We start from the raw sequence: 17,072 nt of genomic DNA, 5'->3' as shown, positions 1-17,072 counted from the left end.
TGATATCACAAGACATAGAGCCAAAGGAATAAGTAAATCATTTGGCTAAAAATGCAATACGGATTAATAAATAATGGAATTAAGAGACTTCCAAAAGAAGATAATTTAGTCATGAGCACTCAAGAGGTGCTTATGCACATAGAAAGTGCAGAATTATTTTTTAAAGTGACTTTTTATCATTATTTTTGTTTTAGCCAAATTTTCGCCAGTTTAACTTTATGAATTTTGCTTCAATATAACGCTTAACGAAAACGTCAAAGCCTGAAAAACGAGCACTAAGCCCAAATAACCAAGGTCGCAGCAATAACTACCCAAAACAGTCCCCAGTGATCGCTTGCGACTAGTTTTTCTTTAAAGAAATAGACTGAAATAAGGAGGCTAAATAATATTTCAATTTGTCCGAGTGTTGTGACCAAAGCAACAGACTGTACACTCATGGCAGTAAACCAGCCGAGTGAAGCAGCAAAACTGCAAAAACTAATTTTAGTAATTAAACCTATGCGCTGAAACATTGCAATGAAAGTTGCGGGTTTAAAAATTCCTAAAAAAAGTAGTAAAACACTGCATTGAATACCAGTAATGCTCACTAAGACCCAAGCTGCACGATGTAGAAATGGCAGCATATCTAACTGTAAACTGGCTTGGCGAACTAGTAGCGACGTAATTGCAAAACATAAACCGCTTGCTGTACCAATGATTAAGGTATTCCACGAAAATTTACTATTTTGTAATCCGCCCTTGCTCAATAAAAATATGGCAAAAGCACCGAGAAAAACACCTGTCCAGGCCAATAAACTTAAATGCTCACCCAGTAATGCCACTCCAATTATGGCTGCTAAAATAGCTTCGCTTTTAGCTAGCCCAACGCCAATCGCATAGTTTTTTTGTTTAAATAACTGAACCATCAATATGGTTGCCAAAATTTGGCTTAATGCCGCAATTAATACATAAAAATAAAATTTAGAATTAAAGCTAACGATGTGCTGAACAGGATACTGGTTGTATAAATAATAGAGATAAAGCCCTGCTAATGGAAAAGCAAAAATGAATCGTGCCAATGTTACGCCATAAGCGTCAACTGTATGACTCAACTGTTTTTGAAATGCATTACGCCAAGCCTGCATAAATGCAGCCATTAAAGTAAAGAGTATCCAGCTCAGCGCCATAGTTTGCGTAAGATCCAATAAGAAGCGGTAAATGTACTCCCATCAATGGAACATTACGAATCAGTTCAAAGAATTTAAGCTCAGATGTTTAGAAAATATTCTCTATATTATTTAACTAAAATTTCATGGAACATGTGCCGCAACCACTGATGGCTGGTTTTGTGATGGCACGACATGTGCCAATATTGTTTTACCCCATATGTCGGAAATGCGATTGGCGCATTAAATATTTTTAAATTGCCACGTGATAGCAAAACTTCACTGAGGTAATAAGGAACGGTCGCAATTGCATCTGTATCTTGTACCACCAAGCCCACACCCAGATAACTTGGCAAACGCATTAGAATGTCACGTTTTAAATCTAAATTAAGCAGCTCATTTTCAATATGGTAATGTCCCATCCCTGCATCAATATCAATATGCGATTCACTAATATATTGCTCTGTGGTAATTGTATCCCCCGTTAAACGCGGATGATCTTTGGCTGCAATCACCACATAATATTGTTCAAACAATTTCTGCTGATAGAAACCACTTTCTAAATGCGGTAAAAAACCAAGCGCCAGATCGATTTCACCATTAGCCATTTGATAGCTGGTTTCAGTGGTAATCGGACGAACATTTAAACGAATTTGTGGTGCATGTTTTTTTAAATATTGACTAATTTTAGGCAATAAAACCAGATGTGATACGTCAGTCATTGCCAAAGTAAATTGCTGATCCGACATGGATTGGTCAAAATCAATCGTAAAGTTATTAATTGCCTCAACTTTACTTAATGCTTCGCTCACCAATGGAAAAAGCTGACGAGACAACTCTGTAGGCACCATTTCATTGCCCATACGCAAAAATAATGGGTCGTTATAATGTTGTCGGATTTTGTTCAGAATATTACTGACCGTGGGCTGGCTCATTTGCAGATGATCTGCTGCCTGCGAGACATTTTTATACTTATAAACATGAAAAAAGATGCTTAAAAGTTTACAGTCGAGTTCAAACACGAATCCAATTTTCCTACATTTAAATTTCTAATACAGTCCCTGCATCATCGGCGTTCTTGTTATAAATGCCAATATCGAAATATTACTTTTAATGTAGATGAAAAACCATAGTGTCTCAGTAATAGATGATATTTACTTTAATATACGCATCGATCTGCGCATAATGCATGCAGATTGATTTAGGATGTATCATGTTTAAAAATAAAAAGTTGGTTTGTTTCGATTTGGACGGCACATTAATCGACTCCGTTGGTATTTGGAATCAGGTCGATGCTGCGTTAATTCGACAATTATCTAGTCTAGATATCGAACATACTGAACTACAACGCCAACGCGACATTCAGCTTAAATTTTTTAGAGAATATACAGATCCCTACTTAGAATACTGCGGCTTTTTAAATGAAAAATATCACTTTAAATTAGACAAGGCTGAAGTCAAAGAACGTCGCTATGCGATTTCACGACATTTTTTAGATCATGTGGTCGAGCTAAAACCACAAGCAGATGTGCTACTACACCACTTAAAGCAGTTACAAATTAAAACTGCGCTTACCACTACGACTAGTCTTTATAATGTGCAGCGTTATCAACAAAATAATACCCAAATTCATTCTAAGATCGATTTTCAGCAAGATTTTTCGCTCATGCTGACACGTGAAAATGTACAGAATATCAAACCGCATCCCGAAGTTTATTTAAAAGCCATTCAACATTTTGGATTTGCAGCTGACGAATGTTTAATTATTGAAGATTCACTCATTGGTATTGAAGCTGCGAATCAAGCAGGTATTGAAGTCGTCGCCATTTATGATCAATACTCGGAACATGAGCTAGCGCAAATTCAAGCCAAAACGGATTATTTTGTACCAGACTTTGCAACATTAATTGATTATCTTCAACGCTAAACTTTTAGCATGGCTTTTTCAATTTTAGATGCTAACAATAAAAAACCGAGGCTAAAAAAACCCGAATTAATCGGGCTTCTTTATTTAAAAAATTAAATACTTAAGCTGATTTCATGCTGCCTGTTTCTTCAAATTTTGCATGCCAAGACAAGGCTTCTTGCAAAATATGCGGGGTTTGACCGCCACGCTCACACGCACGTTCAAAATAACTGAGTAATGCTCCGCGATATTCAGGATGCGCACAAATTTCTATGACTTTACGTGCACGCTCACGCGGCGATAAACCACGTAAATCAGCCAGACCTTGCTCAGTCACAAGCACATCTACATCATGTTCTGTATGATCCGTATGGCTCACCATTGGTACCACCGATGAAATTGCACCACCTTTCGCCATAGATTTAGTAACGAAAATGGCAATATGCGCATGGCGAGTAAAGTCACCAGAACCACCAATACCGTTCATCATTTTGGTGCCGGTTACATGCGTTGAATTGACGTTACCGTATATATCAAACTCTAGCGCGGTATTAATCGCAATAATCCCCAAACGGCGGATAATCTCTGGATTATTTGAAAGCTCTTGTGGTCGCAACACGATTTTGTCTTTGTATTGATCGAAGTTATTCATCACATGCTGTGCACAAGGCTCAGATAAAGTCATTGAACAGCCTGAAGCAAATTTCATTTTGCCAGAATCAATCAATTGGAATGTACAGTCTTGGAGTACTTCAGAGTACATTTCCAGGTCATGGAAATTTGAGTGTTCAAATCCAGCAAAAACAGCATTAGCAATTGAGCCAACACCTGACTGAAGCGGTCCAAGATTTTCAGGTAAACGCCCTGCTGCAACCTCACCTTCAAAGAAGGTAATCAGATGCTGTGCAATCGCAAGTGTTTCAACATCAGGTTCATCCATTTTAAACTGGGTATCAGGCAAATCATTCAATACGATTGCTGAAATCTTTTCTGGACTCACGTGGATACCCAATGTACCAATACGATCACCCGCTTGGGTTAAAGGAATCGGCCCACGATTTGGACGAGCTTTAGGAACATAAATATCATGCACGCCTTCAAGCACAGGATTAATCGTGTTATCGATTTCAATAATCACATGATCAGCCATTTCAACGAAATTTGCTGAGTTACCACATGAACCTGTTGGAATGATTTGACCATCTTCAGTAATGGCAGTAGCTGCAATCACTGCAACATTAATACGCGGTAAATTATGATGACGAATGTTATCGGCCATTTCAGACAAGTGTTGATCGATATACATGACTTCGCCAGCATTAATGGCTTTACGCAGGCCTGGATCGGCTTGATATGGATATCGACGTTCAATCGCATGTGCTGCATTTAAACGGCCGTCAATACTATTTCCTAAACTTGCACCTGTTGCTAAGGTAATGCGTAAAGGATGCGAAACTGCATGATCTGCTAATGCTAACGGTACTGTTTTGGCTTCACCTGCGCCACCAAAACCACTTAAACCTACAACTGAACCATCTTGAATTAATTCAATGGCTTGTTCAGCAGACATAACTTTGTCGCGAAGGGAGAGTAAGCGAATGCGATCTAAACCGTTCATAATCAAAATCTCAAAAATAACATCTCAAAATAAACATCTATAGGTCGCCATCCCAGCGAACTGAAATGGCTTTGTTATTGCTTATCTAAAAACTTAGTTATCTAAAAATGATAATTGAGGACAATTACGCAAGTTCAACCGCAATTGCAGTTGCTTCACCGCCACCAATACATAGTGCTGCAATACCTTTTTTACCGCCTGTGCGTTTAAGGGCATGGATCAGCGTCACAATGATACGCGAACCTGAAGAACCTAATGGGTGACCTAATGAACAAGCACCACCATTTACGTTTACTTTTGCTTCATCTAGGTTAAACCCATCAATTGCCAGCATCGTTACCATGGCAAATGCTTCATTCACTTCCCAAAGATCGACGTCTTTGGCATCCCAACCTGCTTTTTTCAACACTTTTTCAATTGCGCCAACTGGCGCAATAGTAAATTCAGATGGATGCTGTGAATTCGTAGCATAAGCCACTACTTTTGCAACAGGGTTTAAGCCACGTGCAACTGCAATTTCTTCAGAAGTCACTACCAATGCAGAAGCACCATCAGAAATTGAACTTGCATTCGCTGCAGTAATGGTGCCGTCCTTTTTGAACGCAGGGCGCAACGTCGGAATTTTTTCTGGTTTGGCATTTAATGGTTGTTCATCTGTATCAACAACCACCTCACCTTTACGTGATTTAACTGTAACTGGCACGATTTCATCTTTAAAGAAACCACCATTAATTGCAGTCACCGCTTTATTTAATGAGTTAATGGCAAAAGCATCTTGCTGTTCGCGTGTATAGCCTTTCTTATCCGCCATTTCTTGAGCAAGAATACCCATCGATAAACCTGTTTCGGCATCTTCCAAACCTTCTTGGAACATGTGATCGGTTGTTTTACCATGCCCCATACGGTAACCGGCACGAGCTTTTTCTAAAAGGTATGGCGCATTTGACATCGACTCCATACCTCCAGCAACAACGATGTCTGCTGAACCTGCTTTAATCGCATCGGCAGCTTGCATCACGGCTTTCATACCTGAACCACAAATTTTGTTAATGGTGGTTGCACCTGTTGAGTCTGGTAAGCCAGCCAAACGCATTGCTTGACGTGCAGGGCCTTGTTTCAAGCCCGCTGGAAGTACACAACCAAAAATAACTTCGTCAATATCTGTTGGCTGTAAGCCAGCGCGCGCAACAACTTCTTTAATTGCTGCTGCACCTAATTCGGGAGCGGCACAAGATGAAAGTGAACCCTGAAAACCACCCATCGCTGTACGAACGCCATCTAAAATTACAATCATTTCTTATTTCATCCTGTTTTAAATCTTTTTTGACCCTGGAGGCATGACTGCCTCCACGATGTTTCCATCTTAATGCTTTAAAGTGTGCTTAGCCTACATTTAAAGGTATGAGGCTGAAGTAATAGTCTTAAGATTGAGCAGTAAAGTATTCTTCAGGAAGCTGCATTACTAGCTCAGAACCTGACTTGATACGTTGTGCACGCGCTGCAAGATCTGGCAATACTTTTTCGACATAGTAGTCTGCAAGAACCAATTTATTTTGGTAGAAGCTTTCAGTTTTTGCTGCCGCAGCTTTGCTGATACGGGCAAACATGTAGACGAAGCTGAGTAGCCCAACTGCGTGTAAATAATCTACTGCTACAGAACTTGTAAAGTCAGGTGTTGTTTTAGACTGTTCAACAATAAACTGAGTTAATACTTCTACTTCATCAGAAACTTGTAGTGCAGCAGACTTCACTTTTGAATCTGACATAGTTGCAGCAAATTCACGGATTTCAGTTAAGTATTCTGCAATAAATGCACCATTACACTTGGTGGTTTTACGACCAATTAAATCAATGGCTTGAACACCGTTGGTGCCTTCATAAATTTGTGAAATACGTAAGTCACGGATACATTGCTCCATACCCCATTCACGAATATAACCATGACCACCAAAGCACATTTGCGCTTCTAAAGTCGCCTGTAAAGCGGTATCCGTTAAGTACGCTTTGGCAATAGGTGTAAGCAATGCTACACGGTCATTGGCTTTCTTCACGGCAGCTTCATTTGTCGAGTATTTTGTAATGTCGAGTTGTTGACCCACGTAGACTGCAAATGCACGTGAAGCTTCATTGTTGGCACGTACATTTAATAACATACGACGCACATCACCATGCACCAAAATTGAGTCTGCTGGTTTTTCAGGAGATTGAGCACCTGTTGCAGAACGACCTTGTAAGCGGTCAGTCGCATATTGTGCTGCATTTTGATAAGCAAATTCTGCTGCACCAATGCCTTGAATGCCCATGGATAAACGTTCGTAGTTCATCATAACGAACATTGCAGCAAGGCCTTCGTTTTCTTTACCGACGATATAACCTTTCGCGCCATCAAAGTTCATCACACATGTCGCTGATCCTTTGATACCCATTTTGTGTTCAATCGAACCTGCTGAAACTGCATTGCGTTCACCCACTGAACCATCAGCATTCACATGGAATTTAGGCACAATAAACAGTGAAATACCACGTGAACCCGCAGGCGCATTCGGTGTTTTAGCCAATACTAAATGAATAATATTTTCACACAGGTCATGTTCACCACTGGTAATGAAGATTTTTGTACCTGTAATATTGAATGATCCGTCATCATTCGGCTCTGCTTTGGTTTTAATAATCCCTAGATCAGTACCTGAATGCGGTTCAGTCAAACACATCGTCCCTGACCATTCACCTGTATAGAATTTTGGTAAATACGTTTCTTTTTGCTCTTGGGAAGCACGGTCATTAATGGCCATACCCGCACCTACAGTCAGTAGTGGGTAAAGCATGAATGATGGGTTCGTACTCCAAATCATTTCATCAGCAAGAACAGTCAACATTTTCGGCATGTTTTGGCCGCCCCATTCTTCTGAAGCACCTAAACCCACCCAACCGCCTTCAGCGAATTGTTTGAATGCATCTTTAAAACCTGTCGGAGTCGTCACAACACCATTGTTAAACTGTGCACCACCTTCTTCATCAGCAGTACGGTTTAGATCAAGAATGACATTTTTTGAAAATTTAGCCATTTCTTCAAGAATGGCATTTGCTGTTGCCATATCAATATGAGCAAGATTTTCATTTGACTGCCAGAACTCATCCGCATTGAATACATCATTTAAGATGAAGTCCATGTCCTTTAACGGCGCATTGTATATTGGCATTGTACTTTCCTTTTCTACAGGCTTTGTCATGTACTTTGACAAAGTACTTTTTTAAAGTTGCATGCTCCCGCACTAAATAAAAAAATTATTTTGTGTGGAAATTCTTAAAAATCTGTTTATTCATTTGGGCACCGCTTTAGTCTGCAGATGTCCTGTTTTTACCGACTAGATGATTTCTATCATCTGGATTTGATCGCAGCATTTTTCTATTACAAATATATAAATTTGTTGAAGATATTAAACTCGTATATTGAATAAAATTAAAACCAAACATAATGATTACCCATAATCATGTTTAATCCAAGTTGTATAAATAAAATACCAACCATTACAGTTCAATTAAATGCTGCTTTTGTTGTAAAAGCGAAAAGACAATAAATTAAAAAAATAAAAAATGGAATTTTATTTAAAAAAAATGACCTCTAGGGTTCAGTTTTATTGACATTAAAACGCTGCTATGAATTGTTTATCTTTCACACAAATCACTAATATGTTTATTTTTAAGCCAATTTATGTCAAATTCGAGACCATAGTGGAATGTGAAAAAACACAGGTCTGGCATATGCTAGACCTGTTCTCTCTTCAAAAGTTTATGGAACAACCAACATGAGTTCAGTACGCCAACAAAATTTTATCCTGCGCAAGGAAAAAATTTTAGCCATGGCAGAAACCCTGCTATTGGATAATAATCAGGACATCACCTTAAGTGAGTTGGCCTGTGAACTGGATATTGCAAAAGGCACCATCTATAAACATTTTAAAAGTAAAAACCAATTATATTTAGAACTAATTATTTTAAATGAAAAAAGATTATTAGAAATTTCAAAAAAATATAATCACGATATTAAAACTTATGTTTCTCAATATATGCTTTATAATATGTTGAATTCAAATCGAACGATATTATTACATGTCATTGAAGAACGTCTAACCAATAATGAACGTAAACTCAAAGAACTATTTGAAGAGCTTTATCGTGTACGTGAAGAACGCATTATTGTAATTAAAGACATGACCAGTGATTATTTAAAATCACTTGATAGTGCAATGTCCATTCGAGATTATTTATCTTATATCTGGACTGTGACTTATGGTGCTTCACTTCTACTGAATTCGACACATTATCAAAAATCGATTGGTTCACGTGAACGCTTAATCAAACTGTATATTAACCAGGCCTTAATGACCCCAGACAAAATTTCTGCGGTATAAAGTCTGCTTACAACTCAAAGGGTTAGGTTACTCGTTAGCATCTATAAAAAAGCCAAACATGATGTTTGGCTTTTTACATTCACCTAATTAAATTATGCAGAAACTGGTGGAAAACCATCTTCAGTTAATGCTGCAACAATTTGATCTTCTGCCAGCGTGGTTTCTACTTCTACCAATTTGCTTGCCACATCAATATTGACATTGGCATTGGCATCTACATCTTTAATCGTTGCTGTCACGCTACGCGCACAACCACCGCAAGTCATATTTTCAATACGAAATTTCATCTTTATATCCTCTTTCAAATGCGATCGACCTAACTTAAAAGTTTGATTACTAGAAAGTTCGCGTCTGATCTTTCATTTCTCATGATTAAACATTTATGTATACACTTTAAAGCTTGCCATGATGGTAAGGTCAAGCGCGGATTTAGCTTATAGATAAGCAAGTATTTGTAGCTATACCTATTTGTGCTGACAGCAATTAACAACACCTTTTTCAATCTGATTCAAAATATTGCATTCTGCCTGCTCATTACCGGCACAGCCATCTACAGAGTTCTGTAAAATTTGTACCATCGCTTGTAGATCTGCAATTTTCTGATTTAAAGTTTCAATATGCTTTAAAGCAAGTTGCTTAACTTCCGCACTTTGACGGTCGGTATTTTTCCAAAGCCCCAATAACTCTTTCATTTGCTCGGAAGAAAAGCCCAAATCACGTGCATGACGTAAAAAGCTCAAGGTTTTCACATCAGCTTCGCTATACACCCGATAACCCGCATCTGTACGTTGTGCATTATTGAGTAGCCCAATACTTTCATAATAGCGGATCATCTTGGCGGAAATCCCAGACGACTTTGCAGCTTGTCCAATATTCATCTTAAGACTCCTTAAATATAGGGCCTTGAAAGGCTTTTAAACGTAACGCATTTGAAACCACAAAGACTGATGATAATGCCATCGCACCTGCGGCAAACATTGGTGACAGTAAAACACCAAAGAATGGATACAACACACCTGCGGCAACAGGAATGAGTGCGGCATTATAAACAAAGGCCCAAAATAGATTTTGCCGAATGTTATTCATGGTCGCAGTACTCAGTGCAATTGCTGTTGGCACCATTTGTAAGTTACCCGACATTAACACCACATCAGCCGCTTCAATCGCCACGTCTGTACCTGTTCCAATCGCCATCCCAACATCGGCTTGTGCCAAGGCAGGTGCATCATTAATACCATCTCCGACAAAACACACTACTCCATGTTCTTGCTGTAGTTGCTGTACAGATTGCACCTTTTGCTCAGGCATCACTTCTGCAATCACATGATCAATTTTCAATTGCTTTGCAATAGCCGCAGCCGTGTGTCGGTTATCACCGGTAATCATCGCAACTTTTAAGCCCAAATCATGTAAAGCTTGAATTGCTGAATAGGTCGAGCTTTTTATTGGATCAGCGACCGCAACAATCGCGGCAAGTTGTTGATCAATAGACACATACAATGGTGTCTTACCTTCTGTACCCATAATTTCAGCTTGTGCTGCAAATACCGTAGTATCTAAGCCCATTTTTTGCATCAAATGATCGGCACCAATAAAGAGTTGTTGACCATTCACTAATGCTTGAATACCTGCGCCTGTCACCGAGTCAAAATTTTCTACTTCAAGCAGTTGTATATTCATATCCTGCGCGGCTTGAACAATGGCATAGGCAATAGGATGTTCCGACTTGGCTTCAACGGATGCAAGCATCTGAAACACCTGATCCTTATTAAAACCCGTAGTCACCTCAAAATCAGTCAGCGTTGGCTTGCCTTCAGTTAAAGTTCCAGTTTTATCCACGGCAACCACTTGGGTATTTTTAAGCTGTTGTAAGGCTTCACCTTTACGAAACAGCACACCCAACTCTGCACCACGACCTGTCCCAACCATAATCGAGGTTGGTGTTGCCAAACCCATCGCACATGGACACGCAATAATCAGCACCGCAACAGCATTGATCAATGCATAAGTCAGACTTGGTTCAGGGCCAACAAAGTACCAAATCAGGAAAGTCAGCACGGCAAGTGACATCACCACAGGAACAAACCATAAAGTGACTTTGTCGACTAAGGCTTGAATCGGTAATTTAGAACCTTGTGCCTGTTCAACCATTTGAATAATTTGCGCCAAAACAGAATCTTGTCCAACTGCTGTGGCTTTAATTTTCAGATGCCCATTTTGATTAATCGTGCCACCCACAACCTGATCACCCACTTGTTTTGCTACAGGTAGAGGCTCACCACTGATCATGGATTCATCAATATAACTGCTACCAGCAACTACTTCACCATCTACAGGGCAACGTTCACCTGGACGAATTTCAATCAACATACCACTTTGTACATCAGCAATAGGCATATCTACAATACTACTCGATTGCTCAACGCGTGCCGTTTTTGGTTGCATACCGACTAAATACTGAATGGCCTGTGAAGTTTTTCCTTTGGCTTTGGCTTCCATAAAGCGACCCAGCAATATTAAAGCAACAATTACGGCAGCTGCTTCAAAGTAAACATGCACGGTGCCTTGCGGTAATAATTGCGGTGCAAACGTTGCGACACATGAAAAACTAAACGCAGCCAACGTACCCACAGCAACCAAAGAGTTCATGTCGGGTGCGAGTCGTGTCAAGGCTGGAATGCCATGTTGATAAAAACGACGCCCCGGAAATATCAACACTAAAGTGGTCAAGACAAATTGAATGTACCAACTATTTTGCGTACCCAAATTATGCGCAATAAAATGATGGAATGCCGGAATCATATGAGATCCCATTTCCAGAATAAACACAGGAACAGCTAGTACCAAAGCAATAATCAAATCACGCTTTAATAGTCGAGCTTCATCGGCTTTCTTTTCAGCCAACGATGGTTGCTGCTCCGTTACCAATGTTGCTTCATAACCGGCTTTTTTTACCGCAGCAACCAGTTGCTGTGTTTGACTTGCAGGGGCTTGAATAAAGGCTTTTTCATTAGCTAAATTCACTGTAGCGTGGCTTACACCACCAACTGCCTTTAGTGCTTTTTCTACACGCGCTACGCAGGATGCACAGGTCATACCCTCAATATTCAATTCAATATTGGGCTGAGCAATTTGAAATCCTGCTTTTTCAACGGACTTGACCAACTCAGTAGTGTGTACTGTTTCTAAAGCAGTTACGGTGGCTTTTTCGGTGGCTAAATTGACCTTGGCATCAATAACTTCGGGTACTTTTTTTAAGGCTTTTTCTACCCGCGACACACAAGAAGCACAGGTCATGCCTTCAATATTTAACTCAATTTGTTTTTGCGCCACACCAAAGCCTGCTTTTTCCACCGCTTGAATGAAAGCAGGATAATCTAGTGGTAGCTGACTTTGAATTTGCGCTGTTTCAGTGGCTAAATTGACTTCAGCATTGCTCACACCATCGACTTTTTTTAAAGCTTTTTCTACACGTGCCACACATGAAGCACAGGTCATTCCTTCTATGGCAAGTTTGCCTTCAAAAAGTTTATTTTCTGTTGAATCATTCATGACAACACCCTAATGATATTTATCTGTTCTATGCATAGCTTAAACATTACTATTATGGCAAGGTCAAGGTTTTTTAATGCGTCATTTTCCTTTTTTATTACCGACAGACATGACAGTGTGTAATTGAAAAAAATTTCAATGCCTACATAAGAATAATCAATAAAATTGAATAATGATTATTCATTTAGTTATTTTTCTTATATTAATTCTATACATTGTCTCGTATTTCAGTAAGATAGAAATTCGTGACCACCAAACGATATTCCTATTTTTCGCATGTACAAACTGTCGAACCTGTGCTTGAACTGCGCCTATTTGTTTGCTTTTTTATTTTTATTACTAAGTTGGAGTCTAGATCACATTGACGTCTGGCTCACTCAAGTTGTGATTCCAGCTGTCACGGTCTGTGTACTTCTGGGCTTTCTTTTTAAATACATTGCAACAACGTTTGGATATAAATCAGCTGAAACAAAAAAGCCAAATGCGTCTTTAAACGATAAGGTATCTATAAAAAATAAAGACCTGACTTTAAATGACGAAACACATATGAAAAAAACATCGCTGTTAAATAATCAGGACAATGATGCAGCCTAGCAAAATCTACCTTTGCAATATAAAAAGCCCATTCTACTGAATGGGCTTTTAAATCTTTCTAACTCAATTAGTCAGCACTAATATCTTCAAATAACACAGAAGAAAGATAGCGTTCGCCGCCATCCGGTAAGATCACGACAATCGTTTTGCCTGCATTTTCAGGACGTGCAGCCAATTTTGCTGCAGCAGCCATTGCTGCACCACTTGAAATACCTACTAAAATACCTTCTTGAGTTGCCGTTTTACGCGCCCACTCAATTGCTTCAGTACTTTCAATGCCCATGACTTCATCTACAAGCTCAAGGTCTAAGTTACCCGGAATGAAGTTCGCACCAATACCTTGGATTTTATGCGGCCCTGGTGTCAATGTTTCACCTTTTTTCGCTTGTGCAATAATTGGTGATTCTGCTGGTTCAACAGCTACAGAGTAGATTGGTTGATTTTTCACTTTTTCAAAGAAACTTGAAATCCCTGAAATAGTACCACCAGTTCCTACACCTGAAACTAAAATATCGACTTTACCGCCAGTTGCATCCCAAATTTCTGGGCCTGTGGTTTGTTCATGAATTTTAGGGTTCGCTGGGTTTTCAAATTGTTGAGGCAAGTAATATGTTTCTGGATGCTCTGCAACTAGGCGCTGCGCTTCCTCAACCGCCCCTTTCATGCCTTTAGCAGGTTCAGTTAATACTAGGTTTGCACCAAATGATTTCAACACTTTACGGCGTTCAATACTCATGCTTGCAGGCATAGTAAGAGTAATATCATAACCTTTCGCTGCAGCAACAAAAGCTAATGCAATACCTGTATTACCACTCGTTGGCTCAACTATATGCATGCCTGCTTTAAGCAAACCTTTAGCTTCTGCATCGGCAATTAAAGCGGCTCCTACACGACATTTTACTGAAAATGCAGGGTTACGACTTTCAACTTTTGCAAGAACCGTTGCTGCAGATTGAATGGCACGGTTAATGCGCACTAAAGGTGTATTACCAATAGCTTCTGCATTGTTGCTATAAACCGCGATACCTAAATTGCTAGGCACTGGAAATGATGAATCTGTACTCATGAGTATATTCCCTGATGTATTTGTATTTTAAACGACCTTTAGATCATACAACCATTTTTCAACTGTGCATGTCTTTTTAGGCTAAAGTACTCTATATAGGAGTATTTTTTGTTAATTTGCACTAAAATCAAGCAATAAGCTTAATTGATGAACTAAAAGATAACATATAAATATTATTGATACTTGTTTTCACTAAAAACCATAGAAATTGTTTTATTTATTCAATGTATTAAACAGCGATATCCGTATACTTGAACTGTTGTTAATCCTATGGACCTTCCCAATGAATACCGATCTGGAAATCACCTCAATGCGTGATTCTGCCGAATTAGTCGTGGGCGTTTTAAAGTCGCTAGCCAATACGGATCGTTTACTTATTTTATGTCATCTGGCACAGCAAGAATTAAATGTGTCTCAGATTGAACAAATTACCGATATTAAGCAGCCGACCCTATCACAGCAGTTAATGATGTTGCGTAAAAGTGATGTGGTGACCACGCGTCGTGATGGTAAGCAAATTTATTACTCAATTAAAGATGCCAATTTGGTTGAAGTATTAAATACGTTGTATCAATTATATTGTCACCCTTCATTAAAGCATTAAATTTTAACGCTTTAATTACTAAATGCTGTTCCTGTACCAATAAAAAACTAAAACAGTGAATAGCATTTTATCCTTTCAGATTCTAAAGAGTTCCGAATAATTCAAATCAACAATATCAATTGATTGTCTTAATCTTTCACCTATACAACAACCATATGTAAAATTTAAACAACACAAACTTAACAAGCTAAAGACTTCTTAGCACTTTTTATGCATAATATATACGAAATTGTGATTTAGAATTTTATATGTCAGATTTAAACCACCGTGTACTTGATTTTCTACCCGCTTGGGCATGGCTAAAAGCTTACACACCTGTCAAATTTAAATCTGATGTATTGGCTTCCTTGATTGTGATCGCCATGTTAGTTCCTCAAGGCATGGCCTATGCCATGCTTGCTGGTTTACCTCCGATTATGGGTTTATATGCCAGCATCCTCCCGATGATTATCTATGCCTTCATTGGTGGAAGCTCAACTTTATCCATTGGGCCTGTGGCCATTATTTCGATGATGACCTTTGCGACTTTGAACCCTCTGTTTGAAGTCGGTTCTCCTGTTTATATTGAAGCTGCAACCTTACTGGCATTAATGGTGGGTCTAATTTCATTACTATTGGGGCTACTACGTTTTGGCTTTTTAATTCAGCTCATTAGTCACCCAGTAATCAAGAGCTTTATTATTGCCTCAGCTTTACTGATTGCATTAGGTCAATTTAAGTTTTTGGTCAATGTGCCATTAAAGGCCAATAACATCGCTGAATTTATAATTTCATTATGGCAGTACTTGCGTTTTAGCCATATCAACTCGTTGCTCTTTGGTATTTTAGCGATCATTTTTTTAGTGTACGCCCCTAAAATTTTGGCATCACAGGCGATACAGTCACGTCTTGGTTCAACTGCATTTTTATCGAAAGCACTGCCCCTGATTTTAGTCGTTATCTCCATTGCCAGTGTGATGTATTTTAATTTACAAGATGCAGGCATTAAAACGGTAGGAGAAATTCCATCTGGATTTCCTCCTCTAAGCTTTCCGCATTGGAACTGGGAATTAGTCAAAACTCTCATACCCGGCGCAAGCATGATCGCCATGATTAGCTTTGTAGAATCCTTATCCATTGCTCAAGCGACTGCGTTACAACAACGAAGTAATTTAAATAGTAATCAAGAATTAATTGCCCTTGGTTTAGCCAATTTAAGCGCGGGTGTGAGTTCTGCATTTCCCGTAACGGGTAGTTTGTCTCGAACAGTGGTGAATGCCGATGCCGGTGCAAAAACGCCAATGGCCGGTATTTTATCATCATTATTAATTATTTTAGTCAGCTTATATTTCACGGGATTTTTTCGTGATTTACCTTTAGTGATCCTTGCTGCCACCATTATTGTTTCTATATGGAAATTAGTTGACTTTAAACCTTTTTTAGATACATGGCGCTATTCAAAAGCCGATGGTATTGCGATGTGGGTGACTTTTTTTGGCGTGGTTTGTATCGACATTTCGACAGGTTTGATTATCGGGATTGTGTCGACATTCATCCTGATGCTGTGGCGGATTAGCCGTCCTCATATTGCAGTCATTGGTTTGGTGGAAGGCACACAACATTTTAGAAATATTCAGCGTCATCATGTCTATACGGCACCACATATTTTATCTATGCGTATTGATGAAAACCTTACTTTTTTAAATGCCAATACCTTAAAAGGCTTCCTCATTAATGAAGTGAGTCAAAATGAAAAATTGGAGCATGTCATCATTAACTGCTCAAGCGTCAGTTCAATTGATTTAAGTGCTTTAGAAATGTTGGAAGATTTAAATGCCGAGCTTTCAAAACTCAATATTCGACTACATTTTTCAGAAATTAAAGGCCCAGTTATGGACAAATTGCAGCATTCAAAACTGTTAAAACACTTGAGTGGGCAAGCATTTCTCACACATTATCAAGCCATTCAGGAGTTAGATGCATCTCATACTGAATACCAAATTTAAACTTTTTCATGCTTATTATTTAGTCAACTTTAATTTATAAGTTATGAGCATATTTATAAAATTGATTTAAAATATAAAAATTGACTTTATAAAACAATGTTTTATTTTTAAATAAAATTATTTTTTAAGCATTCCACATTTTCGTATAAAATATGTGGCTAATTTTCATCAATTTGTCATAGTAATTCTG

At 38.7% G+C, this 17,072-nt stretch carries 13 protein-coding genes; 4 read left to right on the top strand and 9 right to left on the bottom strand.

Annotation, left to right across the window (positions count from 1 at the left end; translation table 11 throughout):
* Positions 1-275: 275 nt before the first annotated feature.
* Both A9J31_RS12820 and A9J31_RS12815 read right to left on the bottom strand, forming a co-directional pair.
* On the bottom strand, positions 276-1,166 hold the full coding sequence (locus A9J31_RS12820) for a DMT family transporter (RefSeq protein WP_067766600.1): 891 nt from the start codon (positions 1,164-1,166) through the stop codon (positions 276-278).
* Positions 1,167-1,273: 107 nt separating this feature from the next.
* Positions 1,274-2,167: a LysR family transcriptional regulator gene (locus A9J31_RS12815; RefSeq protein ID WP_067766597.1), complete on the bottom strand. Its 894-nt coding sequence runs from the start codon at positions 2,165-2,167 to the stop codon at positions 1,274-1,276.
* Positions 2,168-2,358: 191 nt separating this feature from the next.
* Here A9J31_RS12815 and A9J31_RS12810 point away from each other — a divergent pair, with 191 nt between their 5' ends.
* Positions 2,359-3,072, top strand: a complete 714-nt coding sequence (locus A9J31_RS12810) for an HAD family hydrolase (RefSeq protein ID WP_067766595.1) — start codon at positions 2,359-2,361, stop codon at positions 3,070-3,072.
* A gap of 100 nt (positions 3,073-3,172) precedes the next feature.
* Here A9J31_RS12810 and scpC read toward each other — a convergent pair whose 3' ends face one another.
* The 3 genes from scpC to A9J31_RS12795 form a co-directional block, all read right to left on the bottom strand.
* Complete coding sequence (gene scpC, locus A9J31_RS12805; protein WP_171256701.1) at positions 3,173-4,669, bottom strand: succinyl-CoA:acetate CoA-transferase ScpC; 1,497 nt, start codon at positions 4,667-4,669, stop codon at positions 3,173-3,175.
* 124 nt (positions 4,670-4,793) lie between these two features.
* The gene (locus tag A9J31_RS12800) at positions 4,794-5,963 is read right to left on the bottom strand and encodes a thiolase family protein (RefSeq protein WP_067766592.1); all 1,170 of its coding nucleotides are present in this window, start codon (positions 5,961-5,963) and stop codon (positions 4,794-4,796) included.
* A 127-nt stretch (positions 5,964-6,090) separates the two neighbouring features.
* Positions 6,091-7,869, bottom strand: a complete 1,779-nt coding sequence (locus A9J31_RS12795) for an acyl-CoA dehydrogenase C-terminal domain-containing protein (RefSeq protein WP_067766589.1) — start codon at positions 7,867-7,869, stop codon at positions 6,091-6,093.
* 606 nt (positions 7,870-8,475) lie between these two features.
* Between A9J31_RS12795 and A9J31_RS12790 the strand changes: the two genes are divergently transcribed.
* Positions 8,476-9,081, top strand: a complete 606-nt coding sequence (locus tag A9J31_RS12790; protein ID WP_067766586.1) for a TetR/AcrR family transcriptional regulator — start codon at positions 8,476-8,478, stop codon at positions 9,079-9,081.
* Between the two features lie 92 nt (positions 9,082-9,173).
* Here the strand turns inward: A9J31_RS12790 and A9J31_RS12785 are convergent, their stop codons facing one another.
* From A9J31_RS12785 to cysK, 4 genes are all read right to left on the bottom strand, one after another.
* Positions 9,174-9,368: a heavy-metal-associated domain-containing protein gene (locus A9J31_RS12785; protein WP_067766583.1), complete on the bottom strand. Its 195-nt coding sequence runs from the start codon at positions 9,366-9,368 to the stop codon at positions 9,174-9,176.
* A 177-nt stretch (positions 9,369-9,545) separates the two neighbouring features.
* Positions 9,546-9,959 carry a Cu(I)-responsive transcriptional regulator gene (gene cueR, locus A9J31_RS12780; RefSeq protein WP_067766580.1) on the bottom strand — a complete coding sequence of 138 codons (414 nt, stop codon included), beginning with the start codon at positions 9,957-9,959 and terminating at the stop codon, positions 9,546-9,548.
* A gap of 1 nt (position 9,960) precedes the next feature.
* Positions 9,961-12,633, bottom strand: coding sequence for a heavy metal translocating P-type ATPase (locus tag A9J31_RS12775; protein ID WP_067766577.1), 2,673 nt, complete (start codon positions 12,631-12,633; stop codon positions 9,961-9,963).
* A 661-nt stretch (positions 12,634-13,294) separates the two neighbouring features.
* Positions 13,295-14,293, bottom strand: a complete 999-nt coding sequence (cysK, locus tag A9J31_RS12765; RefSeq protein ID WP_067766571.1) for a cysteine synthase A — start codon at positions 14,291-14,293, stop codon at positions 13,295-13,297.
* Between the two features lie 283 nt (positions 14,294-14,576).
* Here cysK and A9J31_RS12760 point away from each other — a divergent pair, with 283 nt between their 5' ends.
* Positions 14,577-14,897 carry an ArsR/SmtB family transcription factor gene (locus A9J31_RS12760; RefSeq protein ID WP_067766567.1) on the top strand — a complete coding sequence of 107 codons (321 nt, stop codon included), beginning with the start codon at positions 14,577-14,579 and terminating at the stop codon, positions 14,895-14,897.
* 248 nt (positions 14,898-15,145) lie between these two features.
* Positions 15,146-16,882 (top strand): SulP family inorganic anion transporter, encoded by a 1,737-nt coding sequence (locus tag A9J31_RS12755; RefSeq protein ID WP_067766564.1) that lies wholly within the window; start codon positions 15,146-15,148, stop codon positions 16,880-16,882.
* Positions 16,883-17,072 lie beyond the last annotated feature (190 nt).

The organism is Acinetobacter gandensis (assembly GCF_001678755.1).
Lineage (GTDB): Bacteria > Pseudomonadota > Gammaproteobacteria > Pseudomonadales > Moraxellaceae > Acinetobacter > Acinetobacter gandensis.
Note: the sequence above shows the minus strand (reverse complement) of the source record. Positions and strands in the feature narration are given on the sequence as shown.

Coding starts and splice junctions, on each gene's coding strand:
- A9J31_RS12820 (WP_067766600.1), bottom strand. CDS start 1,166: ATGGCGCTGAGCTGGATACTCTTTACTTTAATGGCTGCATTTATGCAG.
- A9J31_RS12785 (WP_067766583.1), bottom strand. CDS start 9,368: ATGAAATTTCGTATTGAAAATATGACTTGCGGTGGTTGTGCGCGTAGC.
- cueR (WP_067766580.1), bottom strand. CDS start 9,959: ATGAATATTGGACAAGCTGCAAAGTCGTCTGGGATTTCCGCCAAGATG.
- A9J31_RS12775 (WP_067766577.1), bottom strand. CDS start 12,633: ATGAATGATTCAACAGAAAATAAACTTTTTGAAGGCAAACTTGCCATA.
- A9J31_RS12755 (WP_067766564.1), top strand. CDS start 15,146: ATGTCAGATTTAAACCACCGTGTACTTGATTTTCTACCCGCTTGGGCA.
- A9J31_RS12790 (WP_067766586.1), top strand. CDS start 8,476: ATGAGTTCAGTACGCCAACAAAATTTTATCCTGCGCAAGGAAAAAATT.
- scpC (WP_171256701.1), bottom strand. CDS start 4,669: ATGAACGGTTTAGATCGCATTCGCTTACTCTCCCTTCGCGACAAAGTT.
- A9J31_RS12810 (WP_067766595.1), top strand. CDS start 2,359: ATGTTTAAAAATAAAAAGTTGGTTTGTTTCGATTTGGACGGCACATTA.
- A9J31_RS12760 (WP_067766567.1), top strand. CDS start 14,577: ATGAATACCGATCTGGAAATCACCTCAATGCGTGATTCTGCCGAATTA.
- A9J31_RS12800 (WP_067766592.1), bottom strand. CDS start 5,963: ATGATTGTAATTTTAGATGGCGTTCGTACAGCGATGGGTGGTTTTCAG.
- cysK (WP_067766571.1), bottom strand. CDS start 14,293: ATGAGTACAGATTCATCATTTCCAGTGCCTAGCAATTTAGGTATCGCG.
- A9J31_RS12795 (WP_067766589.1), bottom strand. CDS start 7,869: ATGCCAATATACAATGCGCCGTTAAAGGACATGGACTTCATCTTAAAT.